At 33.7% G+C, this 25132-nt stretch carries 22 protein-coding genes; 19 read left to right on the plus strand and 3 right to left on the minus strand.

What is annotated here, in order from left to right; genetic code table 11:
* Window position 1: 1 nt before the first annotated feature.
* Genes pfkA through A5893_RS13750 form a run of 3 tightly spaced genes read right to left on the minus strand, consistent with a single transcriptional unit; the run spans window position 2 to window position 3857 of the window.
* The gene (gene pfkA / locus A5893_RS13740; protein ID WP_068823164.1) at window positions 2-982 is read right to left on the minus strand and encodes a 6-phosphofructokinase; all 981 of its coding nucleotides are present in this window, start codon (window positions 980-982) and stop codon (window positions 2-4) included.
* Entirely contained in the window at window positions 979-3054 is a 2076-nt protein-coding gene (locus A5893_RS13745) for a protein-disulfide reductase DsbD family protein (protein WP_068823165.1), read from the minus strand. The genes pfkA and A5893_RS13745 overlap by 4 nt, the downstream gene beginning before the upstream one ends.
* Before the next feature lie 29 nt (window positions 3055-3083).
* Window positions 3084-3857, minus strand: a complete 774-nt coding sequence (locus tag A5893_RS13750) for a biotin--[acetyl-CoA-carboxylase] ligase (RefSeq protein ID WP_068823166.1) — start codon at window positions 3855-3857, stop codon at window positions 3084-3086.
* Between the two features lie 46 nt (window positions 3858-3903).
* Between A5893_RS13750 and rsfS the strand changes: the two genes are divergently transcribed.
* From rsfS to hemE, 19 genes are all read left to right on the plus strand, one after another.
* On the plus strand, window positions 3904-4281 hold the full coding sequence (gene rsfS, locus A5893_RS13755) for a ribosome silencing factor (protein ID WP_068823167.1): 378 nt from the start codon (window positions 3904-3906) through the stop codon (window positions 4279-4281).
* A gap of 23 nt (window positions 4282-4304) precedes the next feature.
* A complete protein-coding gene (gene ftsH, locus A5893_RS13760) occupies window positions 4305-6389 on the plus strand; it encodes an ATP-dependent zinc metalloprotease FtsH (RefSeq protein ID WP_068823168.1) in 2085 nt (694 codons plus the stop codon).
* A 71-nt stretch (window positions 6390-6460) separates the two neighbouring features.
* Window positions 6461-7105 (plus strand): LutC/YkgG family protein, encoded by a 645-nt coding sequence (locus tag A5893_RS13765; protein ID WP_068823169.1) that lies wholly within the window; start codon window positions 6461-6463, stop codon window positions 7103-7105.
* 349 nt (window positions 7106-7454) lie between these two features.
* The gene (locus A5893_RS13770; RefSeq protein ID WP_068823170.1) at window positions 7455-9953 is read left to right on the plus strand and encodes a zinc-dependent metalloprotease; all 2499 of its coding nucleotides are present in this window, start codon (window positions 7455-7457) and stop codon (window positions 9951-9953) included.
* A 432-nt stretch (window positions 9954-10385) separates the two neighbouring features.
* Window positions 10386-12269 (plus strand): molecular chaperone HtpG, encoded by a 1884-nt coding sequence (gene htpG, locus A5893_RS13775; protein WP_068823171.1) that lies wholly within the window; start codon window positions 10386-10388, stop codon window positions 12267-12269.
* Between the two features lie 129 nt (window positions 12270-12398).
* A complete protein-coding gene (locus tag A5893_RS13780) occupies window positions 12399-13241 on the plus strand; it encodes a hypothetical protein (RefSeq protein WP_068823172.1) in 843 nt (280 codons plus the stop codon).
* Between the two features lie 533 nt (window positions 13242-13774).
* The gene (locus A5893_RS13790) at window positions 13775-14344 is read left to right on the plus strand and encodes a transposase (protein ID WP_068823174.1); all 570 of its coding nucleotides are present in this window, start codon (window positions 13775-13777) and stop codon (window positions 14342-14344) included.
* 161 nt (window positions 14345-14505) lie between these two features.
* On the plus strand, window positions 14506-15024 hold the full coding sequence (locus A5893_RS13795; protein WP_157687563.1) for a hypothetical protein: 519 nt from the start codon (window positions 14506-14508) through the stop codon (window positions 15022-15024).
* Between the two features lie 114 nt (window positions 15025-15138).
* Window positions 15139-15648, plus strand: a complete 510-nt coding sequence (locus A5893_RS13800) for a thioredoxin family protein (protein WP_068823176.1) — start codon at window positions 15139-15141, stop codon at window positions 15646-15648.
* A 108-nt stretch (window positions 15649-15756) separates the two neighbouring features.
* Entirely contained in the window at window positions 15757-17271 is a 1515-nt protein-coding gene (locus A5893_RS13805) for a cryptochrome/deoxyribodipyrimidine photo-lyase family protein (RefSeq protein WP_068823177.1), read from the plus strand.
* 81 nt (window positions 17272-17352) lie between these two features.
* Window positions 17353-17568 (plus strand): CsbD family protein, encoded by a 216-nt coding sequence (locus tag A5893_RS13810; protein WP_068823178.1) that lies wholly within the window; start codon window positions 17353-17355, stop codon window positions 17566-17568.
* A 287-nt stretch (window positions 17569-17855) separates the two neighbouring features.
* Window positions 17856-19448: a hydroxymethylbilane synthase gene (hemC, locus tag A5893_RS13815; protein WP_068823179.1), complete on the plus strand. Its 1593-nt coding sequence runs from the start codon at window positions 17856-17858 to the stop codon at window positions 19446-19448.
* 109 nt (window positions 19449-19557) lie between these two features.
* Complete coding sequence (hemB, locus tag A5893_RS13820) at window positions 19558-20526, plus strand: porphobilinogen synthase (RefSeq protein ID WP_068823180.1); 969 nt, start codon at window positions 19558-19560, stop codon at window positions 20524-20526.
* A 37-nt stretch (window positions 20527-20563) separates the two neighbouring features.
* Complete coding sequence (hemL, locus tag A5893_RS13825; protein ID WP_082911450.1) at window positions 20564-21934, plus strand: glutamate-1-semialdehyde 2,1-aminomutase; 1371 nt, start codon at window positions 20564-20566, stop codon at window positions 21932-21934.
* A 2-nt stretch (window positions 21935-21936) separates the two neighbouring features.
* Window positions 21937-22806, plus strand: a complete 870-nt coding sequence (locus A5893_RS13830) for a sensor histidine kinase (RefSeq protein ID WP_068823181.1) — start codon at window positions 21937-21939, stop codon at window positions 22804-22806.
* Window positions 22807-22816: 10 nt separating this feature from the next.
* Complete coding sequence (locus A5893_RS13835) at window positions 22817-23521, plus strand: response regulator transcription factor (protein WP_068823182.1); 705 nt, start codon at window positions 22817-22819, stop codon at window positions 23519-23521.
* A gap of 6 nt (window positions 23522-23527) precedes the next feature.
* Window positions 23528-23830 (plus strand): hypothetical protein, encoded by a 303-nt coding sequence (locus A5893_RS18105; protein ID WP_068823183.1) that lies wholly within the window; start codon window positions 23528-23530, stop codon window positions 23828-23830.
* Window positions 23796-24044: a hypothetical protein gene (locus tag A5893_RS18110; RefSeq protein WP_068823184.1), complete on the plus strand. Its 249-nt coding sequence runs from the start codon at window positions 23796-23798 to the stop codon at window positions 24042-24044. The genes A5893_RS18105 and A5893_RS18110 overlap by 35 nt, the downstream gene beginning before the upstream one ends.
* A complete protein-coding gene (gene hemE, locus A5893_RS13850; protein WP_068823185.1) occupies window positions 24041-25066 on the plus strand; it encodes a uroporphyrinogen decarboxylase in 1026 nt (341 codons plus the stop codon). The genes A5893_RS18110 and hemE overlap by 4 nt, the downstream gene beginning before the upstream one ends.
* Window positions 25067-25132: the final 66 nt, after the last annotated feature.

The following is a 25132-nucleotide window of genomic DNA, read 5'->3' on the forward strand; positions in this document are numbered from 1 at the left end:
TTTAAAGTGATAAAATTTCTACAATTTTTAATAAATCGAGGTTAATTTCAACATGATGTTTTATAGCGAGATCAAAAGGGGTAAATGCAATTTTACCATGTATTAAACCAACCATTTTGCCTTTTTTGCCCGTCATTAAGTTTTCTACAGCAGCTACGGCTAGTCTACTTGCTAAAACTCTATCCATACAAGTAGGTTTTCCACCCCTTTGTATATGTCCTAATACAGAAACACGAGTATCATATTGAGGGAATTTCAATTTAATTTTATCAGCAATTTCAAATGCTCCGCCAGAATCACCTTCGCCTTCTGCAACTATTAAGATTTTTGATGATTTATCTTTTCTACCCATTTCTAAGCGGTTAAATAAGGCCGCCATATCGGTTTTCATTTCTGGAATCATGATAGATTCTGCGCCAACACCAATTCCACTTCTTAGAGCAATTAATCCACAATCCCTTCCCATCACTTCTACAATAAATAATCTATCATGAGATTCTGCAGTATCTCTAATTTTATCTATAGCATCAGTTACTGTATTTATGGAAGTATCATAACCTATCGTAAAATCAGTACCAAAAAGATCATTATCAATTGTTCCAGGCAAACCTAATATTGGAAAATTATATTCTTCACCAAATATTTTAGCCCCAGTGAAAGTTCCATCTCCACCAATTGCAATTAAAGCGTCAATCTCTGCTCCTTTTAATTGATCATAAGCTTCTTTTCTTCCTTCTGGAGTCATAAAAGCCATGCTTCTTGCTGTCTTTAATATTGTTCCTCCTCTTTGGATGATATTTGCTACGGACTTTCTATCCATTTCTACAAACTCTCCATTAATCATTCCTTCGTATCCTCTTCTGATACCTAAAACTTGGATATCATAAAATAATGCAGTTCTAACAACAGCTCGTATTGCAGCATTCATGCCCGGAGAATCCCCTCCAGAAGTAAAAACGCCTATTTTTTTAATCTTATTCATTTATTATTTTTGCGATAGGCAGTTAAACCGCTATCTAAAAAGTTTGTATAATTTTTAATTTCTAAATTAAAGGCTTGTGGCGGAACTAATGCTTTACCTGTATTGTTAACAATTACATAATAAGGCTGCGAGTTAGTCGCAAAAGTTGATGCTTGAAAATCGCTCCATTTATTACCTAAAGTTTTAATCTTTTTACCAGAAAATTTTGAAACATATTGTTCTGATTCTGGAAGATCAGTTTTATCATCAACATATAAAGATATTAAAACGTAATTTTCTTTTAATCGGCTCAATACTTCTTTATCACTCCATACAGAAGCTTCCATTTTCCTGCAATTTACACAACTATGTCCGGTAAAATCAATTAAAACCGGTTTGTTTTGTGATTTTGCGTAAGCTAAACCTTGTTCGTAATCAAAGAACGCATCTAAATTATGAGGCGCTTTAAACAAGCCTGCATATTTTTTCTTAACAGTATCCTGTTGGATATTTGGCGAAGATAAGCTATTAGTATATAAATCAAAATCCTGGGTGGTTTGTGGTGGTAGCCATGCACTAATCGCTTTTAAAGGTGCACCCCATAATCCAGGAATCATATATATAGTAAATGAAAAGATAATTATCGATATAAAAAGCCTTGGAATAGTGATGAAAGGTAAATCGCTATCATGTGAAAATTTGATTTTACCTAGTATGTAAAAACCTAACATCGCAAAAATCACTATCCATAAAACCAGGAAAACCTCTCTATCTAATAACTCCCAATGGTATGCTAAATCTACATTAGATAAAAACTTTAAAGCCAGGGCTAGTTCTATAAATCCTAGAGTTACTTTAACGCTATTTAACCAACCCCCAGATTTTGGTAACGATTTTAACAAAGATGGGAAAGCGGCAAACAAAGTAAATGGGATAGCTAATGCCAAAGCAAAACCAAACATACCAACTGCTGGACCAATTCTTTCTCCCATTGAAGCCGCTTGAACCAGTAAAGTCCCAATAATTGGCCCTGTACAAGAAAAAGAAACCAATGCCAAGGCAAATGCCATAAAGAATAAACCTGCCAATCCGCCTTTGTCAGATTTTTCGTCCATTTTATTTGCCCAGGAATTTGGCAAAGTAATTTCAAAAGCTCCAAAAAATGAAACAGCAAAAACCACCAGTAAAAGAAAAAACAAGAAGTTAAATGTACCGTTGCTTGCTAAATCATTAAGCGCATCAGAACCAAAGAAAATAGTGATTGCTAACCCCAGTAAAACATAAATTATTATAATTGATAAACCATAAATAAAGGCGTGGGATATTGCTTTTGCCCTTGACTCAGCTTTTTTGGTAAAAAAACTAACCGTTAAAGGTAGCATAGGAAAGATACAAGGCATTATTAAAGCCAGTAATCCGCCAATAAATCCAGCAATAAATATTGCCCACAAACTTTGTTTCGAGCTTTTATCTTCTATTGGTTTTGCCGAAATTTTAATCGCATCTACTGAAACAGGGTTTGTTACTGCCGTTACAGTATCATTTACTATTGATGAGCTGTCATTTGCTGTAATTGCTATTTCATTATTTTCAGGTATCGATGTCGTTTTAACATCGGCGGAAGCCAAATTATTATTTTTAATTGCTTTTACGGAGATTGAAAAGTCTACATCTTCTGGCGGTAAACATTGTTTATCATTACATACCATAAATTCTAACGTTCCTTTAACCGTTAATTCTGGTTTATTAAGCTTTATTTTTTGTTTGAAAATTGCTTTGCTTTCATGCCACGAGATTTGCATCCCAAAATTATTATCATAAGCAGAAACTGCTTTTGGGGTTTCTGTAGTTTTGCCTTCTAATTTATAATCGCTAGATTTTACAAATGTTAAGGTTGTAGGTATTGGACCACCTTCACCAATATCTTGAGAGTAAACATGCCAACCCTTTTCTATTGTAGCGGTTGCAATTAAATAGGCTTCCTTTTCATTGATGTTTTGAGAAGAAAATGACCATTTAACGGGTTTAAGAATTTGAGAAAACCCAAAATAACTAATTAAAAAAAATGCAGAAAATGCAAATAGTTTTTTCATGATTGTTTTAAAAAATTTGATTTTACGGCTTAATCGAAAATGAATTTTACTTCTTTTAAATCTAAATCAATTAGCTTACCGTCTTGTTCTTGCAATGTTAACCGTCCAGTTGTAGTTATGCCTTTAATTGTTGCTTTGATGGTTTGACTTTTAATATGATAATGATGTAACTCATTTATTCTGTATAGCGCCTTTAAATAATCATCATGCAAAAGCGTTAGTTTGCCAGCTTTTAACTGCAGATAACGTTTTTCTATCGAGCTACAAATTTGAGCTAATAATTTATCTAAGTCATAATCCTGATGTAAGATTTTTGATAATGAACTAGCTCTTTGATTAAGTAATCCAAAATCTTTTTGATTGATGTTTAAGCCAATGCCAATTATGCTATCTTTTAATTGATAGCCCTTTGTAACATTCTCTATTAAAACACCTCCTATTTTTTTATCTTGATAATAGATATCATTTGGCCATTTTATCTTGCATTCATCACCAATAATTGGTTTTAAGCAATCAATCAATCCCAAACAAACGACTTTGTTTAATTCAAATTGTTGATTTAAGGGCAGAAATGATGAATTTAGATAGATACTAAAGGTGAGATTTTCGCCGGGTTTACTTTCCCAAACATTATTGTTTTGCCCTTTTCCCGCAAATTGATGGCCTGCCATAATAACAGTACCATCTAGCAATGGCTTAGAATTTGAAAGTAGTTCTTTAACATAAGTATTTGTTGAATCTACCTCTGATAATTTTACAATGGTTTGTCCAACAAAAAGTGTTAAAAATGTGTTATTTTGCAAAGTGCTATATAAAATTAATAATATAGCTCAAAACTAAATCTTTTTAATGATAAAAAATAAAAACGCTAACCTACTCTCCACAAGTTTTTCTGAGATCATCATCCACGGTATTCAAGAAAAAAAAGGGAATGATATAGTGAGATTGGATTTAAGAAACATCCACAGTTCCGTTGCCGATTATTTTGTTATTTGTCATGCCGAATCTTCTACTCAAATAAAAGCTATCGCAGATAGCGTGGAAAAAGAAGTTTTTGAAGCAACTGGGCAAGACCCTTACAAAAAAGAGGGTTTACAACATGCAGAGTGGATATTATTAGATTATTTCGATGTGGTAGTACATATTTTTAGAACCGATAAAAGAGCATTTTACGGGCTTGAAGATTTGTGGGGAGATGCAGAATTTGAACACTACAAAAGTGCTTAGTAGTAAGCCAAAACAAAAAAGAGATGAAAGAAAGTTTAGATAAAAAGAAACAAATAAAAAAAGTTCCTGGTAAAAAAATAATCCCAAAACCACCCAAGTTTAATATTATGTGGGTTTATGGGATTGTGATTTTAGTTATTTTGGGTATTCAATTTTTTATGAGCAGTAATAACGCCCGTTTAATAACTTATCAAAAGTTTGAGAACGAGATGTTAAAGAACGGTGACGTTGAAAAGCTAATTGCCTATAAACAAGAAGATTTAGTGGTGGCAGAAGTTTACATCAAAAAAGACAGGCTGTCAGAAGGGAAATACAAAGACCTTAAGGAGCGCAACAATTTTTCTATAAGCGGAAGTAATCCTCAATATTACTTTACTGATGGTTCGTTTGAGTCTTTGCAAAGTCGTTTAAAAGAATCTCAAAAAGATTATACAGAACAACAAAAAGTACCTTTAAGTTATGAGTCCAGGACAAGTCCATTTTCATCTCTTTTCTGGTCATTTATAGTTCCTATCGGGATATTTGTAGTGGTTTGGATTTTTATAATGAAGAGAATGGGCGGTGGCGCCGGAGGCGGTGCCGGTGGTCAAATCTTTAATATTGGTAAATCTAAAGCTACACTTTTTGATAAAGAATCTCAGGTAAGCATCACATTTAGTGATGTGGCTGGTTTGGAAGAAGCCAAACAAGAGGTAATGGAGATTGTAGATTTCCTTAAAAATCCTACAAAATATACCAATTTAGGTGGTAAAATACCTAAAGGAGCTTTATTAGTGGGCTCTCCTGGTACTGGAAAAACTTTAATGGCTAAGGCTGTTGCTGGTGAAGCTCAAGTTCCTTTCTTTTCCCTTTCCGGTTCTGATTTTGTGGAAATGTTTGTGGGTGTTGGAGCTTCTAGAGTGAGAGATTTATTTAAACAAGCAAAAGATAAAGCGCCTTGTATTATTTTTATTGATGAGATTGATGCCATTGGAAGAGCTCGTGGTAAAAACAGTATGGTTGGTGGCAATGACGAACGCGAAAACACATTGAACCAACTACTGGTAGAAATGGATGGTTTTGGTACCGATTCTGGAATTATCATTATGGCGGCAACTAACCGTCCAGATGTACTGGATTCTGCTTTGTTAAGACCAGGTCGTTTTGATAGACAAATTTCTATTGATAAACCAGATTTAGTAGGTAGAGAGCAAATTTTTAAAGTTCATTTACAGCCTCTAAAATTAGCAGAAGGAGTTGATCCTAAAAAACTATCAGCACAAACTCCAGGTTTTGCCGGAGCAGAAATTGCCAACGTTTGTAATGAAGCCGCTTTAATTGCTGCTCGTAGAAATAAAGAGGCAGTAGATATGCAAGATTTTCAAGATGCTGTGGATAGGGTGATTGGTGGTTTAGAAAAGAAAAATAAAATCATTTCACCAGAAGAAAAGAAAATTGTTGCTTATCATGAAGCTGGTCACGCTATTGCGGGTTGGTTTTTAGAACATGCTGATCCCTTGGTAAAAGTTTCTATTGTTCCACGTGGTGTTGCAGCTTTAGGTTATGCGCAATATTTACCTAAAGAACAGTTTTTATACACAATTGAGCAACTTTCTGATGGAATGTGTATGACAATGGGTGGACGTGTTGCTGAGGATATTACTTTCGGAAAAATATCAACAGGTGCGCAAAACGATTTAGAGCGCATTACTAAACTTGCTTACGCAATGGTAACATTGTATGGAATGAGTGAAAAAGTTGGTAATGTTTCATTTAACGATCAAGGAGGAGAATACAACTTTAATAAACCTTATTCCGAAAAAACTGCCGAGTTAATTGACTCTGAAGTAAGAGAATTAATAGGAGGCATTTATCAAAAAACAAAAGATTTATTAACCGAAAAAAGAGATGGTTTAGAGGCTTTAGCTGTTAAATTATTAGAAAAAGAAATTCTTTTCCAAAGTGATTTAGAAGAGATTTTAGGTAAACGTCCGTTTGATAACCGTACAACTTATGATGAATTTGTGAATGGAAAAGAAGGCGGCGATCAAAGTATTATTGCAGAAAACATTCATCCTGAACCAGTAGGCGATTCTACAGAGCCTTTACAGGTTTCAGAAACGAAATAATATTTTCAAAATAGCTCAAGCTTATTAAGCTTGGGCTATTTTTTTATCACCAACCCAGTTAAAAATTTTACATGAAGGATAACACTACTTCAAAAGAGCAATTATTAAAAAAAATAAGAAAAGCACTTTTAGAAAAAAGAGAAAATCCTTATCCTAATTTAGAAGACTTACCTCTTTACCCTCCAACAACAGAATCTCCAGAAGTTATTTTTGCCGAAGAATTTACCAGAGTTTCTGGGCAATTTGTTTACTGTGAAGATGAAATCACATTTATAGAAAACATTTTGCTTTTAGCCGAGGAAAAAAAATGGCGAAAAATCTATTGCTGGGAACCTCAACTTCAAGAATTATTAACTACTTACGAATACCCTTTCTACGCTACCGATAAAGATTTTGAATTAGCAGAAGTTGGTTTAACACTTTGCGAATGTTTGATTGCGAGAAACGGATCAATAATGGTGAGCAATGGCAACGCCGCTGGCAGAAGATTAAGTATTTATCCTCATGCACATATTGTGGTTGCTTATACCTCTCAAATGGTAATGGATTTAAAAGATGGGTTTAATTTGGTCAAAAAAAAATACGGCAACAATTTACCTTCTATGATTTCTAATATTACAGGGCCAAGCCGTACTGCCGATATAGAAAAAACATTAGTTTTAGGTGCTCATGGTCCTAAAGAACTTTATGTTTTTTTATTGGATGATGGTGTATAGCTAATCCAATAATTCAGTTTCAAGTAAAGGTTTCTTTTCCGCTTTTGTTATTTCGAGCAACTAGAAACTATTTTCATCGAGGATTAATCTCATAATATCATAAGCTATTTTTTACTATTTAATATGACTTTATCTTTTGCGTTAGGGATTGAAATGGCATCCTTTTTTTGCCTTTGCCACAAAGCAATTGCAAAAAAAGATAAAATGTAATCCGCCAGCTGGCGGATAAAACGCCCAAATAAATCAAAAAGTTTAAATTTTATAGCAGTTTAAGTAACAAAACAGTTAATATTTCCATCATTTTTATTTATTAGCTACATTGTGAAATTAAAGAAACCTTAATAACTATATGAAAAGAAATTTACACACCCTAAAACTAGCGGGATTACTTTCTCTAGCGGTGGCTGTATCTGCTTGTTCTGCACAAAAAAAGAAAGAGGCAGAAAAAGCGAAGATGGCATCTTCATCGGCAGCTAAACCCGCAGCTCCTAAAAAAGAAGGAGGCATTAAACCTTACAAAGAGGTCATAACTGCTAAAGCTAAAACGGATGTCGGCTTATTTACTGTCCATAAAGTGGAAGATAAATATTACTATGAGATTCCTGATTCTTTATTTGGCAGGGAAATGTTAGCAGTAACTCGTTATTCTAAAACCCCAGCCGCAGATGGAACTTATGGCGGTGAAGAACTAAACGAACAAGTTTGGGTTTGGGAAAAAAGAGGAACACAAGTTATGATTAGAGTACCGTCTTATACAAATGTTGCTGCACCAGGAACAGATATGTATGAATCAGTTAGAAACTCTAATTTATCCCCAATCTTAGCATCTTTTGATATCAAAGCAAAAGGTAAGGATTCAACAGCGGTTGTGATAGATGTTACAGACTTTTTTGCTAAAGACGTACAAGCTTTAGGATTACAACAAAGCACAAAAACGCAATATAAAATCACCAGATTGGACGATACTCGTTCTTATATAGATTCAATCAGATCTTTTCCTATTAATATCGAAGCTAGATCAATTAAAACTTATGCAGCGGCTAGCCCTCCGGGAGATGGTTCTTTAGGTTCTGTAACTGTAGAATTAAACACATCAATGGTGCTTTTACCAAAAGTGCCTATGGCAGCTAGATTAAACGATGAAAGGGTTGGTTATTTTTCTCGTCGACAAACTGATTACGGAATTGATGCCCAAAAGGCAACAGTTACTCGTTACATTGCAAGATGGAAGTTAGAGCCAAAAGACGAAGCCGCTTATGCAAGAGGCGAATTGGTAGAGCCTAAAAAACAAATTGTTTATTATATAGATCCTGCAACTCCAAAGAAATGGAGACCTTATTTAATTGAAGGTGTAAAGGATTGGAACAAAGCTTTTGAAGCAGCCGGTTTTAAAAACGCAATTACTTGTTTAGAAGCACCAACTAATGATCCAGAGTGGTCGCCAGAAGATGCTAGATATTCTGTAATTAGATATTTTGCTTCTAATATTGCAAATGCTTACGGGCCTCACATTTCTGACCCACGTTCTGGTGAAATTATTGAGTCTGATATAGGTTGGTATCATAACGTAATGAATTTAGTAAGAAACTGGTTTTTTGTGCAAACAGCCGCTGTAAATCCAGCTGCTCGTATGCCTAAATTTAGTGATGAGGTTATGGGACAATTGATACGTTTTGTTTCTTCTCATGAAGTTGGCCATACTTTAGGTTTGCCACATAATTTTGGTTCTTCAGTTGCTTATCCGGTTGATAGCTTACGTTCGGCATCATTTACCCAAAAAATGGGTGGTACTGCACCTTCAATTATGGATTATGCCCGTTTCAATTATATCGCACAGCCAGAAGATAAAGGAGTAGTATTATATCCAGGAATAGGTCCGTACGATCAATGGGCTGTTAAATGGGGATATACCTATTTTCCTAATAAAACAGAAGAAGAACAAGCTAAAATTTTAAATAAATGGACAGTTGAAAGAGCTGGAAATCCTATTTATTTTTACGGAGCACAAACAGGTAATCCAATTGATCCAAGAGCACAATCGGAAGATTTAGGGGACGACGCTATTAAAGCCTCAACTTACGGGATTGCAAACTTAAAGCGCATCATTCCAAATATCCAAAAATGGACTTATGAAGAAGGTAAACCGTATGATAATTTGGAAGAATTATATGGTGAAGTTTTAGGTCAGTTTAACCGTTACATGGGCCACGTTAGGGCAAGTATTGGTGGAATTTATCAAAATGATAAAACCTATGATCAGGCCGGTGCGGTTTATACTCATGTAGATGAAGCTAAGCAAAAAGCAAGCGTAAAATTTATTGTAGATCAAGCTTTTAAAACACCAAATTGGATGTTTAATAGTGCTGAAACTAACAAGTTTGATAATGCAGATTTGGACGACAAGGTAAGAAGAGTTCAAGTTTCTGCATTAAATGGAATTTTAGATCCAGCTAGATTGGCTAGAGTAATAGATAATTCTACAAAGAATGGTTCTAAGGCTTATTCCTTAGATGAATTATTTGCTGATTTACACTCAGGTGTTTGGTCTGAGATAAGCACTGGATCAAACATTGATGTTTTCCGTAGAAATTTACAAAGAGCTTATATTGATAGATTAGGATTTTTATTAACTCCTCCAGATCCCACACAAGCTTCTGCATTTGCAAGATTTGGAGTAACAAGTGTAGATCCTACAAAAACGGATATTACACCAATGGCAAGATTAGAGTTGGTTAATTTACAATCAGATATTAAAAGAGCATTGCCGAGATATAGCAACACCATTATTAAAGCCCATTTAGTTGATGCTTTAGCAAGGATAAATTTAATTTTAGACCCTAAAAAGTAATAATTAATTAATTTTAATATAAATCAGCATCAATTTATTTTGGTGCTGATTTTTTTTGAATAAATTTTTTTGAAAAGCAAAAACATTCGTCAACTAATAAGGATAGTCCTGCTTTTCGTTGCAATCTTTTCTTTCCAAAAAAAGAAAAGGATTTTCACTTCAATCAGGTTTAGATAACTTAAATCGTCGGGGTTAATTTAATTTATGCAATAATTTTCACCTCTTCCACCTAGGTCTGTGTCCTCACAGACCGAAACGAAAAAGAGATGTTCTGTGAGGACACAGACCATGGAGTTTGAATATAATTCGAGGCCTACCGAATGCAAATCATAATCCTCTTTACTGTCAACTTGACACACCAAATCCATTTGGAACAAGCATTGATGTTAGCTCTATCGTAAACATAAAATTTAAAATTGACATAAATATATCATGAAGGAAAAAGGAACGATTTCAATCCACACGGAGAATATTTTCCCAATCATCAAAAAGTTTTTATACTCTGATAACGAGATATTCTTAAGAGAACTAGTTTCTAACGCTGCCGATGCAACTCAAAAAATTAAAAGGTTAGCTGGTTTAGGTCAGTATAATGGAGAGTTGGGCGAATTAGAAGTGAACGTATCTTTTGATAAGGATAAAAAAACCATTACCATTTCTGACAATGGCTTGGGAATGACTGCTGAAGAAATTAAAAAATACATTAACCAAATTGCTTTCTCGGGAGCGACAGAATTTGTAGAGAAATTTAAAGATGCTAAAGATGCCAATGAGATCATCGGTAAATTTGGTTTAGGATTTTATTCTGCTTTTATGGTTTCTGACCATGTAGAGATTCAAACTTTATCTTATCAGGATGGTGCAGAACCAGCCTCTTGGATTTGCGACGGAAGTACAGAATTCGAGATTAAAGAAGGAACAAGAACCACCAGAGGAACAGACATTATTTTACATGTAAATAGTGAATCGGAAGAGTTTTTAGACCAACAAAAATTACAAACTATTTTAGATAAATACTTCAAGTTTTTAACCGTAAAATTGGTTTTCGGTACCACAACTGATAGCATTGAAGATGGCGAAGATGCAGAAGGAAAAAAACAATACAAATCTGTTGAGGTTCCAAATGTAATTAATGGGGCAAAACCAATTTGGACTCAATCTCCAACAGAATTAACTGATGAGGATTACATAAAATTCTACAAAGAACTTTATCCTTTTCAAGAAGATCCATTATTCTGGATTCATTTAAACGTAGATTATCCTTTCAATTTAACAGGAGTTTTATATTTCCCTAAATTGAAAAATGATGTAGAAATCCAAAGAAATAAAATTAAATTATTTAGTCGCCAGGTGTTTATTACTGATGAGGTAAAAGACATTGTTCCTGAGTTTTTGATGTTGTTACATGGTGTTATTGATTCGCCAGATATTCCATTAAACGTTTCTAGAAGTTTCTTGCAAGCTGATAGCAATGTGAAAAAAATCAATAGTTACATCACCAAAAAAGTGGCTGAAAAATTAGGAGAACTGTTTAAAAAAGACAGAGCTGCTTACGAAACCAAATGGAGTGATATTGGCTTATTTGTAAAATACGGAATGATCTCGGAAGAGAAATTCTACGAAAAAGCTAAAGATTTCGCTTTGTTTACCAATACCGAAAAGAAAAACTTCACCATGGATGAATACCGTGATAAAGTAAAAGACATCCAAACGGATAAAGACGTTAATTTAGTTTATTTATATACCGTTGATCCTGCAAAACAAGATGGTTTTATCCAATCTGCAACCCGTAAAGGTTACGATGTTTTATTAATGGATACACCGATAGATTCGCATTTTGTGAGCCAGATGGAGCAGAAATTAGAAAAAACACAATTGAAACGTGTGGATTCTAGCACTGCTGATAAGCTGATTGACAAAGGCGAGAAAATGGAACACGTTTTAAGCGAAGACCAAACTAAGCAAGTAAAAGAAATCTTTGAAAAAGCGATTAACAAACCTGCTTACCAAGTAGAAGTGGAAGCTTTAAGCCCGGATGAATTGCCAGTAACCGTTACTATGGACGAGTTTATGCGTAGGATGAAAGACATGGCTGCAATGGGCGGTGGAATGAGCTTCTACGGAAATATGCCAGATAGCTACAAAGTTGCCATTAACGGAAACCATAAAATAGTCAACAAAATTTTGGCTAGTACTGATGAAGCTGAGCAATCTGCTTTAGCTAAACAAGCTTTTGATTTAGCTTTACTTTCTCAAGGAATGTTGACTGGTGCTGAATTGACTGCTTTTGTGAATAGGAGTGTTTCATTGATTTAAGTTGAATTGTAAAATTTAGAGTTAAAAGTTCTAAATTAAATATTTGAAATCCCTTCCGGAATTTGTTTTCTGGAAGGGATTTTTTATGTTTGAGATTTTAAAAGATTTTTAAATTCTTATTCATCTATCATGAGAAATCTTATAATATTTATTTCGATATCAATTAGTTTGCTTTCTTGCTCAAAGAAGGAGGATTTAAATAAAATTGATAAAGTAATTGAACCTGTTTTTTTTCTTGCTAACAAACCAGTTATTAGCAAATCTGACACCTTAATTCTTGGTCTACGATATAATAAAAATTACAATGAAAAAGATGAAGTTTATTTAATGGCAAATGGAATTAAAATTTCCTCTACCTTAAACAGTTACGACTCATCTACTGGATATGATTATCTATTTAAAGTAGCTCCAATTAATCAAGTTGGTAACTTAAATATTAAATTAATTATAAAAAACAATCAAAAAAGTTTTGAAAATGAGAGTTTACTAAGAGTTGTAGAGAACAGAAATTTAGAGACAATTTGGGATAAATTGGATTTGAACTACATTAACAGTACATATCCTTATATCTCTGTTGATTACAATACTGGTTATTTTACTGTTTTTCAATATAATAGTAGTAATTTGAATGTTATTTTGGGGTCTTTTTTAGATGGAAAAATTAAGATTACAATGCCATATATTAAAAACGTGTTAATCGATGGAATTTATGGGAGGTATGAATTAAAATATGATGATGCAAAAAATTTAAAGGAAATATATGTTTTAAATGGTGAGCCTCAGATTTTTCAAGGATTAACCTATGAAAGTATTTTAAGTGATGTAAGTGAGTTTTACGGACCTGCAAAAACCTCTGTATATGATGCCACTAATAAGAGAGTTACTACTTTTCAAACTCCAAGATTTAATATTGTTGTTGGCGAAATTAGTAGTCAAGGATCTCCGGTGTTTACCAGAATAACTTTAAAATAAATTCCGTCCAAGCAGAGTCCCGATGGAGACTCTGCCTAGACAGTGAACTATCTCAATCCCTTACGTTTCCTGTCCAAGCAGGGTCTCTCGCAGAGGACCCTGCGTTAAATATCCCTGAAATCACTACCTTTAAATATGGCAATAAAAACCATTCATGATACAACTAATAAAACCTGGTTCATCACTTTTACCTTCTTCAACTGGATTCCTTTATTTCAAGTCACAAACTCGTATGATTTAATTTACAATTGGTTTAATTTGATTAAAGAAAAATATTCAATTAACATCAGTGCATTTGTGATCATGCCCAATCATATTCATGCAATTTTGCATTTAAATACTTCTAACAATCTTAATAAAGTTTCGTCCCAGCAGGGTCTTCAAAAAAAGCAGAGTCCCGAAAAGGAGACTCTGCCTAGACAGTGAGATACAATACAACCGGTTCTTGTATGTAAGTTTTACATCCACAGTCCAAGCAGGGTCTCTCGCAGAGGACCCTGCGTTAAATATCCCTGAAATCACTACCTTTAAATATGGCAATAAAAACCATTCATGATACAACTAATAAAACCTGGTTCATCACTTTTACCTGCTTCAACTGGATTCCTTTATTTCAAGTCACAAACTCGTATGATTTAATTTACAATTGGTTTAATTTGATTAAAGAAAAATATTCAATTAACACCAGTGCATTTGTGATCATGCCCAATCATATTCATGCAATTTTGCATTTAAATACTTCTAACAATCTTAATAAAGTTATCTCAAACGGAAAGCGATTTATGGCTTATGAAATTGTAAAAAGATTAAAAGCTCAAAATCAAAAAGATATTCTATTAAAATTGAGTGAGGCCTGTTCAGATGATGAGAAAAACAAGGGACAACTGCATAAAGTATTTGAACCATCCTTTGATGCAAAACCAATTATTACTGATTTTTTCCTTTATCAGAAGCTATCCTATATACATAACAACCCCGTTTCTGGAAAGTGGATGTTAGCTGAGACATTTTTAGATTATGAACATAGCAGTGCGGGTTTTTATGAGAAAGATATTGTTAATGAAAAGGTTTTATTAAAACATTATTTAGATATGGAATTTTAAAATAGCGCAGGGTCCTCTGTGAGAGACCCTGCTAAAACTATATAGCGCAGGGTCCTCTACGAGAGACCCTGCTAGAACAAAAACTAATTATCTACTCAAAATAATCTTATTTCAATAATCATTACAAAATGCTTAATTTCAACTCATTATAATAATCCATCATGAAGCGCTATCTTACCTTAATCCTATTCCTAATTTTCTGCAAAGCCACAATTGCTCAAACCTTAATGGACAAGTATAAAGTGGAAGACTTTACGGTCAATTTACCTGATTATATGAGCAAAACAGGAGGCTTAAACAATGATGCCGCCATACAGTTTAGAAACATGGTAAAGGATGTTTCTGGTTATGTAATTAAGGAGGGGAAAAGTGTGAAATTATTTGATGACCCTGCAAATCAGGATATAAACCAATATTATGATCAGTTTATAAAAGATTTTTTACAAGATAAACCAGAAAGGAAAATTGGTTCTGTTATACAAAGTACAAACGGTGATGTAAAATTTATGAGTACAGATCTTACTTTTTTAGACGATGAGACGATGATTTACTACTATTATTTTATTGGAATTGCAGAAACAAAAAACAATTTTTACAAAGTAATATGTATTAGCACTTTAGATAATAAAAATCTGTTTAAAAGTGATTTTCAGAAAATATTTAACAGCGTAAAGGATTAGGGTATAGATATTTCCTTTCCATTTTTTTTTATCAAAAAAGGTGGAATTCTTACCTAATCATTACCAACATTTCTTTTCAAATTCCCATATTTACCTCTCAATAAAATTCACCTCATGAAAATCAAAACAATAATAATTGCCTTCATATTTTTAGCCTCTGCTTCAACATTAATGGCGCAAACAGAAACAGAAAAACCAAAGCTTTACAATCCAGAAGCAAATGCTAAGAAAGAAATTTCTGATGCAGTAACTAAAGCAAAAAAAGAAGGGAAAAATGTTTTCATCCAAGTCGGCGGAAATTGGTGTGTTTGGTGTTTAAGGTTTAATAAATTAGTGACAGAATCTATAGAACTCACAAAAATCATGAATGATAGTTATGTGGTGCTTCATGTAAATTATAGTAAAGAAAATAAGAATGAAGAAGCATTAGCTTCACTAGGCTATCCGCAACGTTTTGGTTTTCCTGTATTTGTAGTTTTAGATGCAAATGGAAAACGTTTAAATACCCAAAATTCTGCTTATTTAGAAGATGGAAAAGGCGCACATAGCGAAAAACTGGTTTCAGAATTTTTACAATCATGGACACCTACAGCAATTAATCCTGAAACTTACAAAGCCAAATAAATTTTAAAAAAATAAGTGAAAACTCTCCGAATTTTGGAGTTTTTTTGTTTCAATAAATCTACATCAGCAAAACAATCTATCTAAAAATTCTCTTTTCTTAATTCATAAATGATCAGAAAAGAAAGCCCAACTAAAGAGAAGATCAACATTGTTTGGTTTAAACGAGACCTTCGTTTTACTGATAATGAAGCTTTGTATTTTGCCCAAAAAAGTGATTTACCTATTTTGTTGATTTATTGCTTTGAGCCTTCGGTCATGGCTTACGCCGATAGTGATATCAGACATTGGCGCTTTGTTTACCAATCCTTAATGGATATGCAAATAAAGCTTAAAGAGCTTCATAGCGAAATCTATATCTTTCATCAAGAAATTGAAGCTGTTTTAAAAACTATTCAAACCCACTATCAGATTCAGCACATTTTTTCTCATGAAGAAACCGGAAATAAAATCACTTTTGATAGAGATATTTGGGTTCAAAAATTTTGCGATAAAGAAGGGATTAATTGGAATCAATACCAGCAGTTTGGCGTAATAAGAGGATTAAAATCCAGAAAAAACTGGCAGCAAAAATGGGAAGAAAAAATGTGCGAATTTCCCAAATTTGTAGAAGAAACCAATTGGAACATTGTTAAGCTTAACGCCGATTTTTATCAATCATTTAAAGGAGAAAGCTTATCAACAGAAATCACCACACCAAACAAAAATTTCCAACCTGGCGGCGAAACCTTTGCCTGGCGATATTTGGAAACCTTTGTAAAAGAGCGTCATAAAAATTACAGTAAACACATTTCTAAACCGGCATTAAGCAGAAAAAGTTGTAGTCGGCTATCGCCTTATTTGGCATACGGAAATATTTCAATGAGAATGGTTTATCGCTACACTCGGCAACATTATAAAGCCTCAAATAACAAAAGAGACCTTTCAAATTTCATATCAAGATTACATTGGCATTGCCATTTCATACAAAAATTTGAAAGCGAATGTAGCATGGAGTTCTCTAATGTAAATAAAGGGTATGATGCGTTAATAAAGCCAAAAAACTTAAAATTTATCAAGGCATGGGAAGAAGGTAAAACTGGTGTTCCACTAATTGATGCTTGTATGCGATGCTTGGTAGCTACAGGTTATATCAATTTTAGAATGCGAGCAATGGTGGTTTCTTTTTTTACTTTTAATTTATGGCAGGATTGGCAAGAACTCGGTTTCTTTTTGGCGAAACAATTTTTAGATTATGAACCAGGCATTCATTATCCGCAGATTCAAATGCAAGCTGGCGTAACCGGCGTTAACACCATTAGAATATATAACCCAATTAAAAACGCAGAAGAACATGATGTTGATGGCGTTTTTGTGAAGCAATGGCTTCCTGAATTAAATAATATTCCGTCAAATTTAATTTACGAACCCTGGAAACTTAGTCAAATGGAACAAGAACTTTATCATTGTAAAATCGGTGAAACATATCCATTTCCTATTGTTGATTTAGAAGAAAGCAGAAAGTACGCAAGTGATATTATTTATGGTTTAAGAAAAAGTCAAGCCGTAAAAAAGGAAGGAAAACGCATCTTAAAAAAGCATGTAAATATTGGAGACGCTAGTCAAATTAATGAAAATAGAACCTAAGATGTTTAGTCAGATTAAAATTAAAACGCTTAAATTTCTCAAATCACAATCTATCTGCTATTTTTGCAGCAAATAAATATCATGGCAGAAATTACCATCAGTAACCAAAACTGGGACAGATTAAAAATAAAGCTTCAAAGAAAGTACAATCATTTATCTGATGATGATTTGATATTTGAAGCTGGCCAGGAAGAAAAACTCATCACTCACTTACAAGAACGTTTGCACAGAAAACGTGAATACATTGTTTTTACCTTAAAAAAAGGGCTTTTAAACATCGAGAATAATAGGTTATAATTTTATTTGGGCGTTTTAACGGGCTATCCGCTGTATCTTTTTTTTGCTGAAAAGCAAAAAAAAAGGATGACGCTCCTATCCCTAACGCAAAAAGAGCCGTCATGTCAACGAATGGAGATATCACATTTTAAGTTTTCATTTTATAGGCTAAACACAACAATAAGGAGTGCTTTTAATATCCCACAAACTCCTCTTCTTCATAACATTGTCAATAGATACAATTAAAACCAGCTAAACACCTTAAACCATTTCTTAAATTTTATTTTTGTGCAACAAATCAAATAAAATTGGACAGAACAATTACCATTGGTACCCGAGGGAGTGATTTAGCATTGTGGCAAGCAAACTTTGTAAAGGCAGAATTAGCAAAAATTAATGTCAATACCAAGCTAAAAATCATTAAAACCCAAGGAGATAACATTTTAAATCTTCGTTTAGATAAATTAGAGGGAAAAGGCTTTTTTACCAAAGAATTAGAAGAGCAATTATTAGATGGTAGTATAGATTTGGCTGTACATTCTCATAAAGATTTGCCCACAAAAAATCCAGAAGGGTTAATTATTGCTGCAGTATCTGATCGAGAAGACCCTTCAGAAATCATTATAATTTTAAAAGATTGTGTAGATGCTACCAAAAAACTTTCTGTAAAACATAACGGTACTGTTGGTACATCATCAAACAGAAGGCAATCTCAATTACATGCCATTCGCCCTGATTTAGAGTTTGAAAATTTGCGTGGCAACGTTCCTACTCGTATCCAAAAACTCCGAGATGAAAAATATGATGCCATCATCATGGCAAAAGCTGGTGTTTCCAGGTTAAATATAGATTTATCAGAGTTTTACGTCGAAGAGATTGAACCAACAGCAGAAATGGTTCCTTCGCCAGCGCAAGGTGTTTTAGCTATTCAAATCCGAGAAAACGATAATGATTTATTTGAAATTCTTCAACATATAAATAACAAAGAAGTTGCCGAGCAAATTGGTGTAGAACGTAAAGTTTTAAATCTTTTTGATGGTGGTTGCCACATGCCTTTAGGTTGTTATTGTGAAAAAGATGAAGAAGGAATTTTCCATACCTGGACAACAAAATCTTTAGATCAAGATGAATTTCCAGACAGGTTATACTATACTTCAAATACCACGGAGGGTTTGGCAGAAAAAATCTTGGCAAAGTTTGATATCTCAAATAGAAAAATACCAAAATCGATTTTCATTTCCAGGGAGCTTAGCGAGTACAGTTATTTTAGAAAAGCTTTAGAAAAACATCAAATAAAAATAGAAGACCGTTCTTTAATTAGAACAGTGCCAACTATCCATAAATTAGATTCATACATTTTAAAACAAATTGATTGGATTTTTTTTAGCAGTAAAAATGGTATTGAGTATTTCTTTAAGCTAGAACCTCTGTTACCAAAAGATGTAAAATTTGGTGTAGTTGGTAGAGGATCAGAAGATTCCTTAAAGAATTTGGGTAAATCTGTTTCTTTTGTCGGCGAAAGTAGTGATACAGCGGAAGTTGCAAAAGAATTTGCAGAGATAGCTAACGGAAAAACCGTTTTATTTCCGATGGCTAAAGATTCTTTAAAAAGCATCCAAAAAGAATTATCAGTAGAAACAAAAATCATCGAACTGGTAATTTATGAAACCATTTTAGAAGAAAACGTGGCTCAAAGTTTTTCTGATGTATTGGTGTTTACAAGTCCATCTAACGTGGAGGCTTATTTTGAAGAAAATCTTTTAGAACCCGGACAACAAGTGGTTTCAATAGGGAAATCAACCGGACAAAAATTTGATGAAATGGGCGTAAAATATATTTTACCAGCGTCGCCGGATGAGATTGGTTTGGCGGAAGTAGTTTTTGGAATAGATGTTTTGTAAAATCAAGAAGAAAGAATCAAGAGCAAAGACATAAGCAGTAGTAAATTTTTTGTACCATGGAATTAAATAATTAGCAAACACTGCAATCAAGAAGACATAAAAAAACAAAATGTTACAAAGACCAAGAAGAAATAGGAAATCACAAGTGATTAGGGATATGGTTCAAGAAACGCATCTTCACGCTTCCGATTTTATTTTCCCATTATTCATTATCGATGGAAAAAATCTAAAAACGGAAGTGGCTTCTATGCCTGGCATTTTCAGGTACTCTATTGATAATTTATTACGTGAGGTTGAGAGCTGTCTTAAATTGGGATTAAAATCTTTCGACTTATTCCCGAATTTAGAAGAAAGTTTAAAAGATAAAACCGCTTCAGAAAGCATAAATGAAAATGGATTATACTTAAGGGCAATAAAAGAAGTAAAAGCAAATTTTCCCGAAGCCTGCGTAGTAACTGATGTTGCAATGGATCCATACAGTTCTGATGGGCATGATGGTTTTGTAGAAAACGGAGAAATTGTTAACGATAAAACTTTAAAAATCTTAGCTGATATGTCTGTTGCACAGGCAAAAGCAGGTGCTGATATTATCGCTCCTTCAGATATGATGGATGGGAGAGTGCGTTACATTCGTGAAGCATTGGATGAAAATGGTTTTACCAATGTTTCAATCATGTCCTATACTGCTAAATATGCGAGTGCATTTTACGGTCCTTTTAGAGATGCGCTAAACTCGGCTCCGAAATTTGGTGATAAAAAATCCTATCAAATGAATCCTGCAAACCAAAAAGAAGCTTTAATTGAAGCAACTTTGGATGTTGAGGAAGGAGCAGATTTTTTAATGGTTAAACCTGCAACCACGTATTTAGACATCATCAAATTATTAAAAGATAATTTCGATTTACCCATTGCAGCTTATAATGTAAGTGGCGAATATGCAATGGTAAAAGCCGCAATTGAAAGAGGTTGGCTAGATCAAAAAGCAATTGCCGAGAAGTTAATGTGCATTAAAAGAGCCGGTGCAGATGTGATTTTAACTTATCACGCCAAAGAAGTGCTAGAAAATAAATGGATATAAATTGCTTTCGGATTAGTGAAAGTATTAGCATAAAAACATGTTCGATTCTATAAAAAACATATTCAATTCTAAAGAAGAAAATCAATTGCCTTACGGCGATAAACCAGATATAGTAAGAGATAAATCTGCTGAACTTTACGAAAAAGCGAAGCAATATTTTCCTGGCGGAGTAAACTCCCCCGTTAGGGCATTCAAATCTGTTTATGGTACACCATTATTTATCGAAAAAGGTGATGGTTGTCGTTTATGGGATGCGGATGGAAATGAATTTATTGATTTTTGCTGCTCTTGGGGGCCGCTCATTTTAGGTCATAATCATCCTAAAATTAAAGAAAAGATAATTGAAGTAATGCAAAATGGGCTCACCTTTGGCGCACCAACAGCTTTAGAAAGTGAACTTGCCGAACTCATAATAAAAAACAATAAATACATAGAGAAAATTCGTTTTACCAGTTCTGGGACAGAAGCGGTAATGTCTGCCATACGTTTGGCTCGTGGCGTAACTAAAAGAGATAAAATCATCAAATTTGAAGGTTGTTACCATGGCCATACCGATGCACTTTTAGTTAAAGCAGGTTCTGGCTTAGTAACGTTTGGAGAAACATCTTCTGCAGGTATTCCAAAAGCTTACGCCGATGAAACCATCGTGATTTCATTAAATGATAAAGAAGCGGTAAAAGCTGCTTTTGAACAGTTTAAAGATCAAATTTCCTGTGTAATTATTGAGCCTGTCCCAGCTAATAATGGTTTGCTTTTACAGGACAAAGATTTCCTGCAATATTTGAGAGAAATATGTGATGAAAATTGCGCATTATTAATTTTTGATGAAGTAATTTCTGGCTTTAGAGTTGGCTTTGATGGTGCAGCAGGTTATTATGACATTAAACCTGATATCATCACTTATGGTAAAATTATTGGTGGTGGTTTGCCTGTTGGCGCTTATGGTGCTTCGGCAGCAATTATGAGTAATATTTCTCCTGAAGGAAGTGTTTACCAGGCAGGAACTTTATCTGGAAACCCAGTGGCTATGGCTGGTGGAATTGCACAATTGACAGAATTGGCAAAAGCTGGCTTTTACAAAGAATTAAATACAAAAACTGAGGATTTTACAAATGCCATTCAGCGGTATGCAAGTTCTAAAAGCTATAAATTCAAGGTTTTCCGAATTGGATCTATTTTTTGGTTTGCCTTTACAGATTTAGAAAAAGTGCAAACATCAGAAGCGATTGATCCAAAAAGTATGGAAAAATTTAAACTGATGCACCGTGAATTATTAAACAGAGGAATATATCTAGGACCATCTGGCTACGAAGTAGGCTTTGTTTCTGCGGCACACTCTAAGCTAGATTTAGAAAAAGCAAAAAGAGCTATATTTGAATGCTTAGATATCGTTTTCAGAAATAAATAGAAATGTCATTTAAACCCATTACTATATTTTATGCTTTAGCATGCTATGTTTTTGCGCAACTTTTTTGGTGGGCAATGTTATTGGTAGAATTACAGCCTGAAAGAAAAAGCATGGTTTTGGGCGAAGGTTTTGTTTTTATTTCTTTAATGAGTTTTGGTATTTATAAGCTGCATAGAGCCATAGATAGAGAGAAAAAGATTAGTGACCAACAAAAAAACTTTTTGCTTTCTGTAACCCACGAGTTAAAATCGCCTTTGGCATCAATAAAACTCTACCTTCAAACCATCCATAAAAGAGATTTAGATAAGGAACAACAAAAGAATTTTATTGCTAAATCTTTATTGGATATTGAGCGATTAAATGATTTAGTTGAGAATATGTTGCTGGCAACCAAAATTGAAAACAAATCATATTCTTTCCCTAAAGAAAAATTTAATTTATCAAACTTAGTAGAACAAATTGTTTCTCGTTTACAAATTCATGTATGTAGTAAAGAAGCAATTATTACATCAATTGATTCTGACGTTTATATCTCAGGAGACCAATTTGCAATGGCATCAGTAATTACTAATTTGATAGAGAACGCTGTTAAATATTCTCCAGAATGTGTGCCTGTCCACATAGATTTGCATACAAAAGATAATGGAAAAGTTTGTTTTAAAGTTGCAGATTTAGGGATTGGTATTAACGATGAAGAGAAACCTAAAATTTTTAACAAATTTTACAGAGTTGGAAGTGAAGACACCCGTAAAACTAAAGGTACTGGTTTGGGTTTATTCATTGTAAAACAAGTGCTTGATAATCATCAAGCTCAAATAAAAGTTAAAAATAACCAACCAAGAGGAACGGTTTTTGAAGTCTCTTTTAATTAAAGAAAAAAATATGTCTGTAAAGCAAAGAATTTTACTGATGGAAGATGAAGAGCATCTTCTTGAAGCCATTAAATTAAACTTAGAAATGGAAGGCTTTTTTGTTAGAGCCGTAACTGATGGCAAAAAAGCTCTTAAAGTATATAAAGAGGAGAAATTTAACCTTATCATTTTAGATGTGATGGTTCCAGAAATTGATGGTTTCCAAGTTGCGGAAACTATTCGTTTAGAAAACAGCGAAGTACCTATCATGTTTTTAACTGCCAAAAATACATCAGAAGACAGAATTACAGGTCTTAAAAAAGGAGCAGATGACTATTTAACAAAACCATTTAACCTAGAAGAGCTAATTTTAAGAGTAAACAATCTCATTAAAAGAAGCATGAAAGGAGATGATTTAAAAGAAATCAATTCTTATAAAATTGGCGATAAAACCATTTATTTCAATTCTTTTGAATTAAAGAATGATGATGGAACAATCACTCCGCTTACTAAAAAAGAAACCATGCTTTTAAAGCTTTTGATAGAGCGTAAAAATGAAGCAGTATCTCGTGAGCAAATTTTAGAGACAGTTTGGAATTACGATGTTTATCCATCAACAAGAACCATTGATAACTTTATTCTTACGTTTAGAAAATATTTTGAGCCAGATCAAAAAAACCCAATTTATTTCCATTCAATCCGTGGTGTTGGCTATAAATTTACAGACGGGCATTAATTAATAATGTTTACCAATCAAGCTAGAATTCTAGTATGTATTGCGCTGCTTTTGGTAGCAGGCTTGGCTGCTTTTTTTAAGGTTTATGAAATTTCCGCTTTAAGCGGAATGTTTGTAGGCGTAGTAATTTGGGGATATTATAAAGAAGGCCCATTAGTTTTAGCGGCAAAGCAATTTAAGCTAAAAAACTATGATAACTCATTAGCTCTTTTATCTTCTATAAAAAATCCAGACCTCCTTAATAAAAAGAAAAAAACCTTATTACTATTTCCTTTTGGGAAGTATTGCAATAAACCGACTAGATTATGAAAATGCCGAGCTAAATTTGGGGCAAGCGGCAATTGGGGGTTTAAGGGCAAATGATTTAGGTGTAGTATTGATGCATTTGGCAAACATCAGCCTTAGAAATCAAGATAAAGAAAGGGGAATGGTTTGGATAAATCAGGCAGAAAAATTACCACTAACCGCAAAATACAAAAGCATTTTAAGTAACATAGAAAAAGAATTACGCAATATTAAATGATGAATTCCTTATTTTTAAAAGCAGCATTTTCACAGCAAACAGAACGTCCACCCGTATGGATGATGAGACAAGCAGGTCGTTTTATGCCCCAATATTGGGAGATAAAAAACAAATATTCTTTTTTGGAGATGTGTAAAACCCCAGAAATTGCCGCCGATGTTACCATGTTGCCCGTTGATTTATTAGGAATAGATGCCGCTATTCTTTTTTGCGATATTTTGGTAACTGGAGAAGCCATGGGTGGCGATTTAGATTTTATTCAAGGTGTGGGACCGAAGTTTTCTAACCCAGTAAGAACTGCTCAGGATGTAGAAAATTTGCAAACCGACGTAAGTGACAAATTGCAATATGTTGCAGATGCTATTAAAGAAATCCAACACAGATTAAACGGTTTAATTCCGCTAATCGGTTTTGCAGGTGCGCCATTTACCGTAATGAGTTATTTGATTGAGGGCGGTTCTTCTAAAGATTTTAAGCTCACAAAACTTTTTATCCATAACCAACCAGAATTAGCTCATAAATTGTTAGCTAAAATTGCTGCAGTAACAATTGATTATTTGAACTTACAAATTGCTGCAGGCGTTAATGCCGTTCAGCTTTTTGATAGCTGGGCTTTAGCTTTAAGTTGGGATGATTATACCGAGTTTTCTCATAATTACAATAAAGAAATCATCTCTAAATTAAACAGAAAAGACGTTCCTGTTATCTCGTTTTGTAAGGGAAGTTCTGTTTTTGCGCCATTAATGGCAGAAGCAAAACCTGATGTGGTTTCTATAGATTGGAATGCCGATTTAAAAAATATCAAACAAATATTGCCAAAAGGAATAGCCGTTCAAGGAAATTTAGATCCACATATTTTATACGCAGATAAATCTGTCATTAAAAAAACGATACATAAATTATTTGAACGTATGCGTGGTGAGGAAGGATTTATATTTAATTTAGGTCATGGTATAATGCCAGATATTCCTTTTGATAATGTGAAATATGCAATTGATGTGGTTAAGGAATTTAGGTACTAAAAGCCTCATCCGAAATCCTTCTCTAAATGAGAAGGACTTTTGACCTACTGATTTTTAACTTTAACT

Origin of the sequence: Pedobacter psychrophilus (genome assembly GCF_001652725.1) — a bacterium.
In the GTDB taxonomy this organism is placed as follows: Bacteria; Bacteroidota; Bacteroidia; order Sphingobacteriales; family Sphingobacteriaceae; genus Pseudopedobacter; species Pseudopedobacter psychrophilus.

Bases quoted from the DNA above. Each gene is read 5' to 3' on its own strand.
- pfkA (WP_068823164.1), bottom strand. From the start codon at position 982: ATGAATAAGATTAAAAAAATAGGCGTTTTTACTTCTGGAGGGGATTCT.
- A5893_RS13745 (WP_068823165.1), bottom strand. From the start codon at position 3,054: ATGAAAAAACTATTTGCATTTTCTGCATTTTTTTTAATTAGTTATTTT.
- rsfS (WP_068823167.1), top strand. From the start codon at position 3,904: ATGATAAAAAATAAAAACGCTAACCTACTCTCCACAAGTTTTTCTGAG.
- ftsH (WP_068823168.1), top strand. From the start codon at position 4,305: ATGAAAGAAAGTTTAGATAAAAAGAAACAAATAAAAAAAGTTCCTGGT.
- A5893_RS13765 (WP_068823169.1), top strand. From the start codon at position 6,461: ATGAAGGATAACACTACTTCAAAAGAGCAATTATTAAAAAAAATAAGA.
- A5893_RS13770 (WP_068823170.1), top strand. From the start codon at position 7,455: ATGAAAAGAAATTTACACACCCTAAAACTAGCGGGATTACTTTCTCTA.
- htpG (WP_068823171.1), top strand. From the start codon at position 10,386: ATGAAGGAAAAAGGAACGATTTCAATCCACACGGAGAATATTTTCCCA.
- A5893_RS13780 (WP_068823172.1), top strand. From the start codon at position 12,399: ATGAGAAATCTTATAATATTTATTTCGATATCAATTAGTTTGCTTTCT.
- A5893_RS13790 (WP_068823174.1), top strand. From the start codon at position 13,775: ATGGCAATAAAAACCATTCATGATACAACTAATAAAACCTGGTTCATC.
- A5893_RS13795 (WP_157687563.1), top strand. From the start codon at position 14,506: ATGAAGCGCTATCTTACCTTAATCCTATTCCTAATTTTCTGCAAAGCC.
- A5893_RS13800 (WP_068823176.1), top strand. From the start codon at position 15,139: ATGAAAATCAAAACAATAATAATTGCCTTCATATTTTTAGCCTCTGCT.
- A5893_RS13805 (WP_068823177.1), top strand. From the start codon at position 15,757: ATGATCAGAAAAGAAAGCCCAACTAAAGAGAAGATCAACATTGTTTGG.
- A5893_RS13810 (WP_068823178.1), top strand. From the start codon at position 17,353: ATGGCAGAAATTACCATCAGTAACCAAAACTGGGACAGATTAAAAATA.
- hemB (WP_068823180.1), top strand. From the start codon at position 19,558: ATGTTACAAAGACCAAGAAGAAATAGGAAATCACAAGTGATTAGGGAT.
- hemL (WP_082911450.1), top strand. From the start codon at position 20,564: ATGTTCGATTCTATAAAAAACATATTCAATTCTAAAGAAGAAAATCAA.
- A5893_RS13830 (WP_068823181.1), top strand. From the start codon at position 21,937: ATGTCATTTAAACCCATTACTATATTTTATGCTTTAGCATGCTATGTT.
- A5893_RS13835 (WP_068823182.1), top strand. From the start codon at position 22,817: ATGTCTGTAAAGCAAAGAATTTTACTGATGGAAGATGAAGAGCATCTT.
- A5893_RS18105 (WP_068823183.1), top strand. From the start codon at position 23,528: ATGTTTACCAATCAAGCTAGAATTCTAGTATGTATTGCGCTGCTTTTG.
- hemE (WP_068823185.1), top strand. From the start codon at position 24,041: ATGATGAATTCCTTATTTTTAAAAGCAGCATTTTCACAGCAAACAGAA.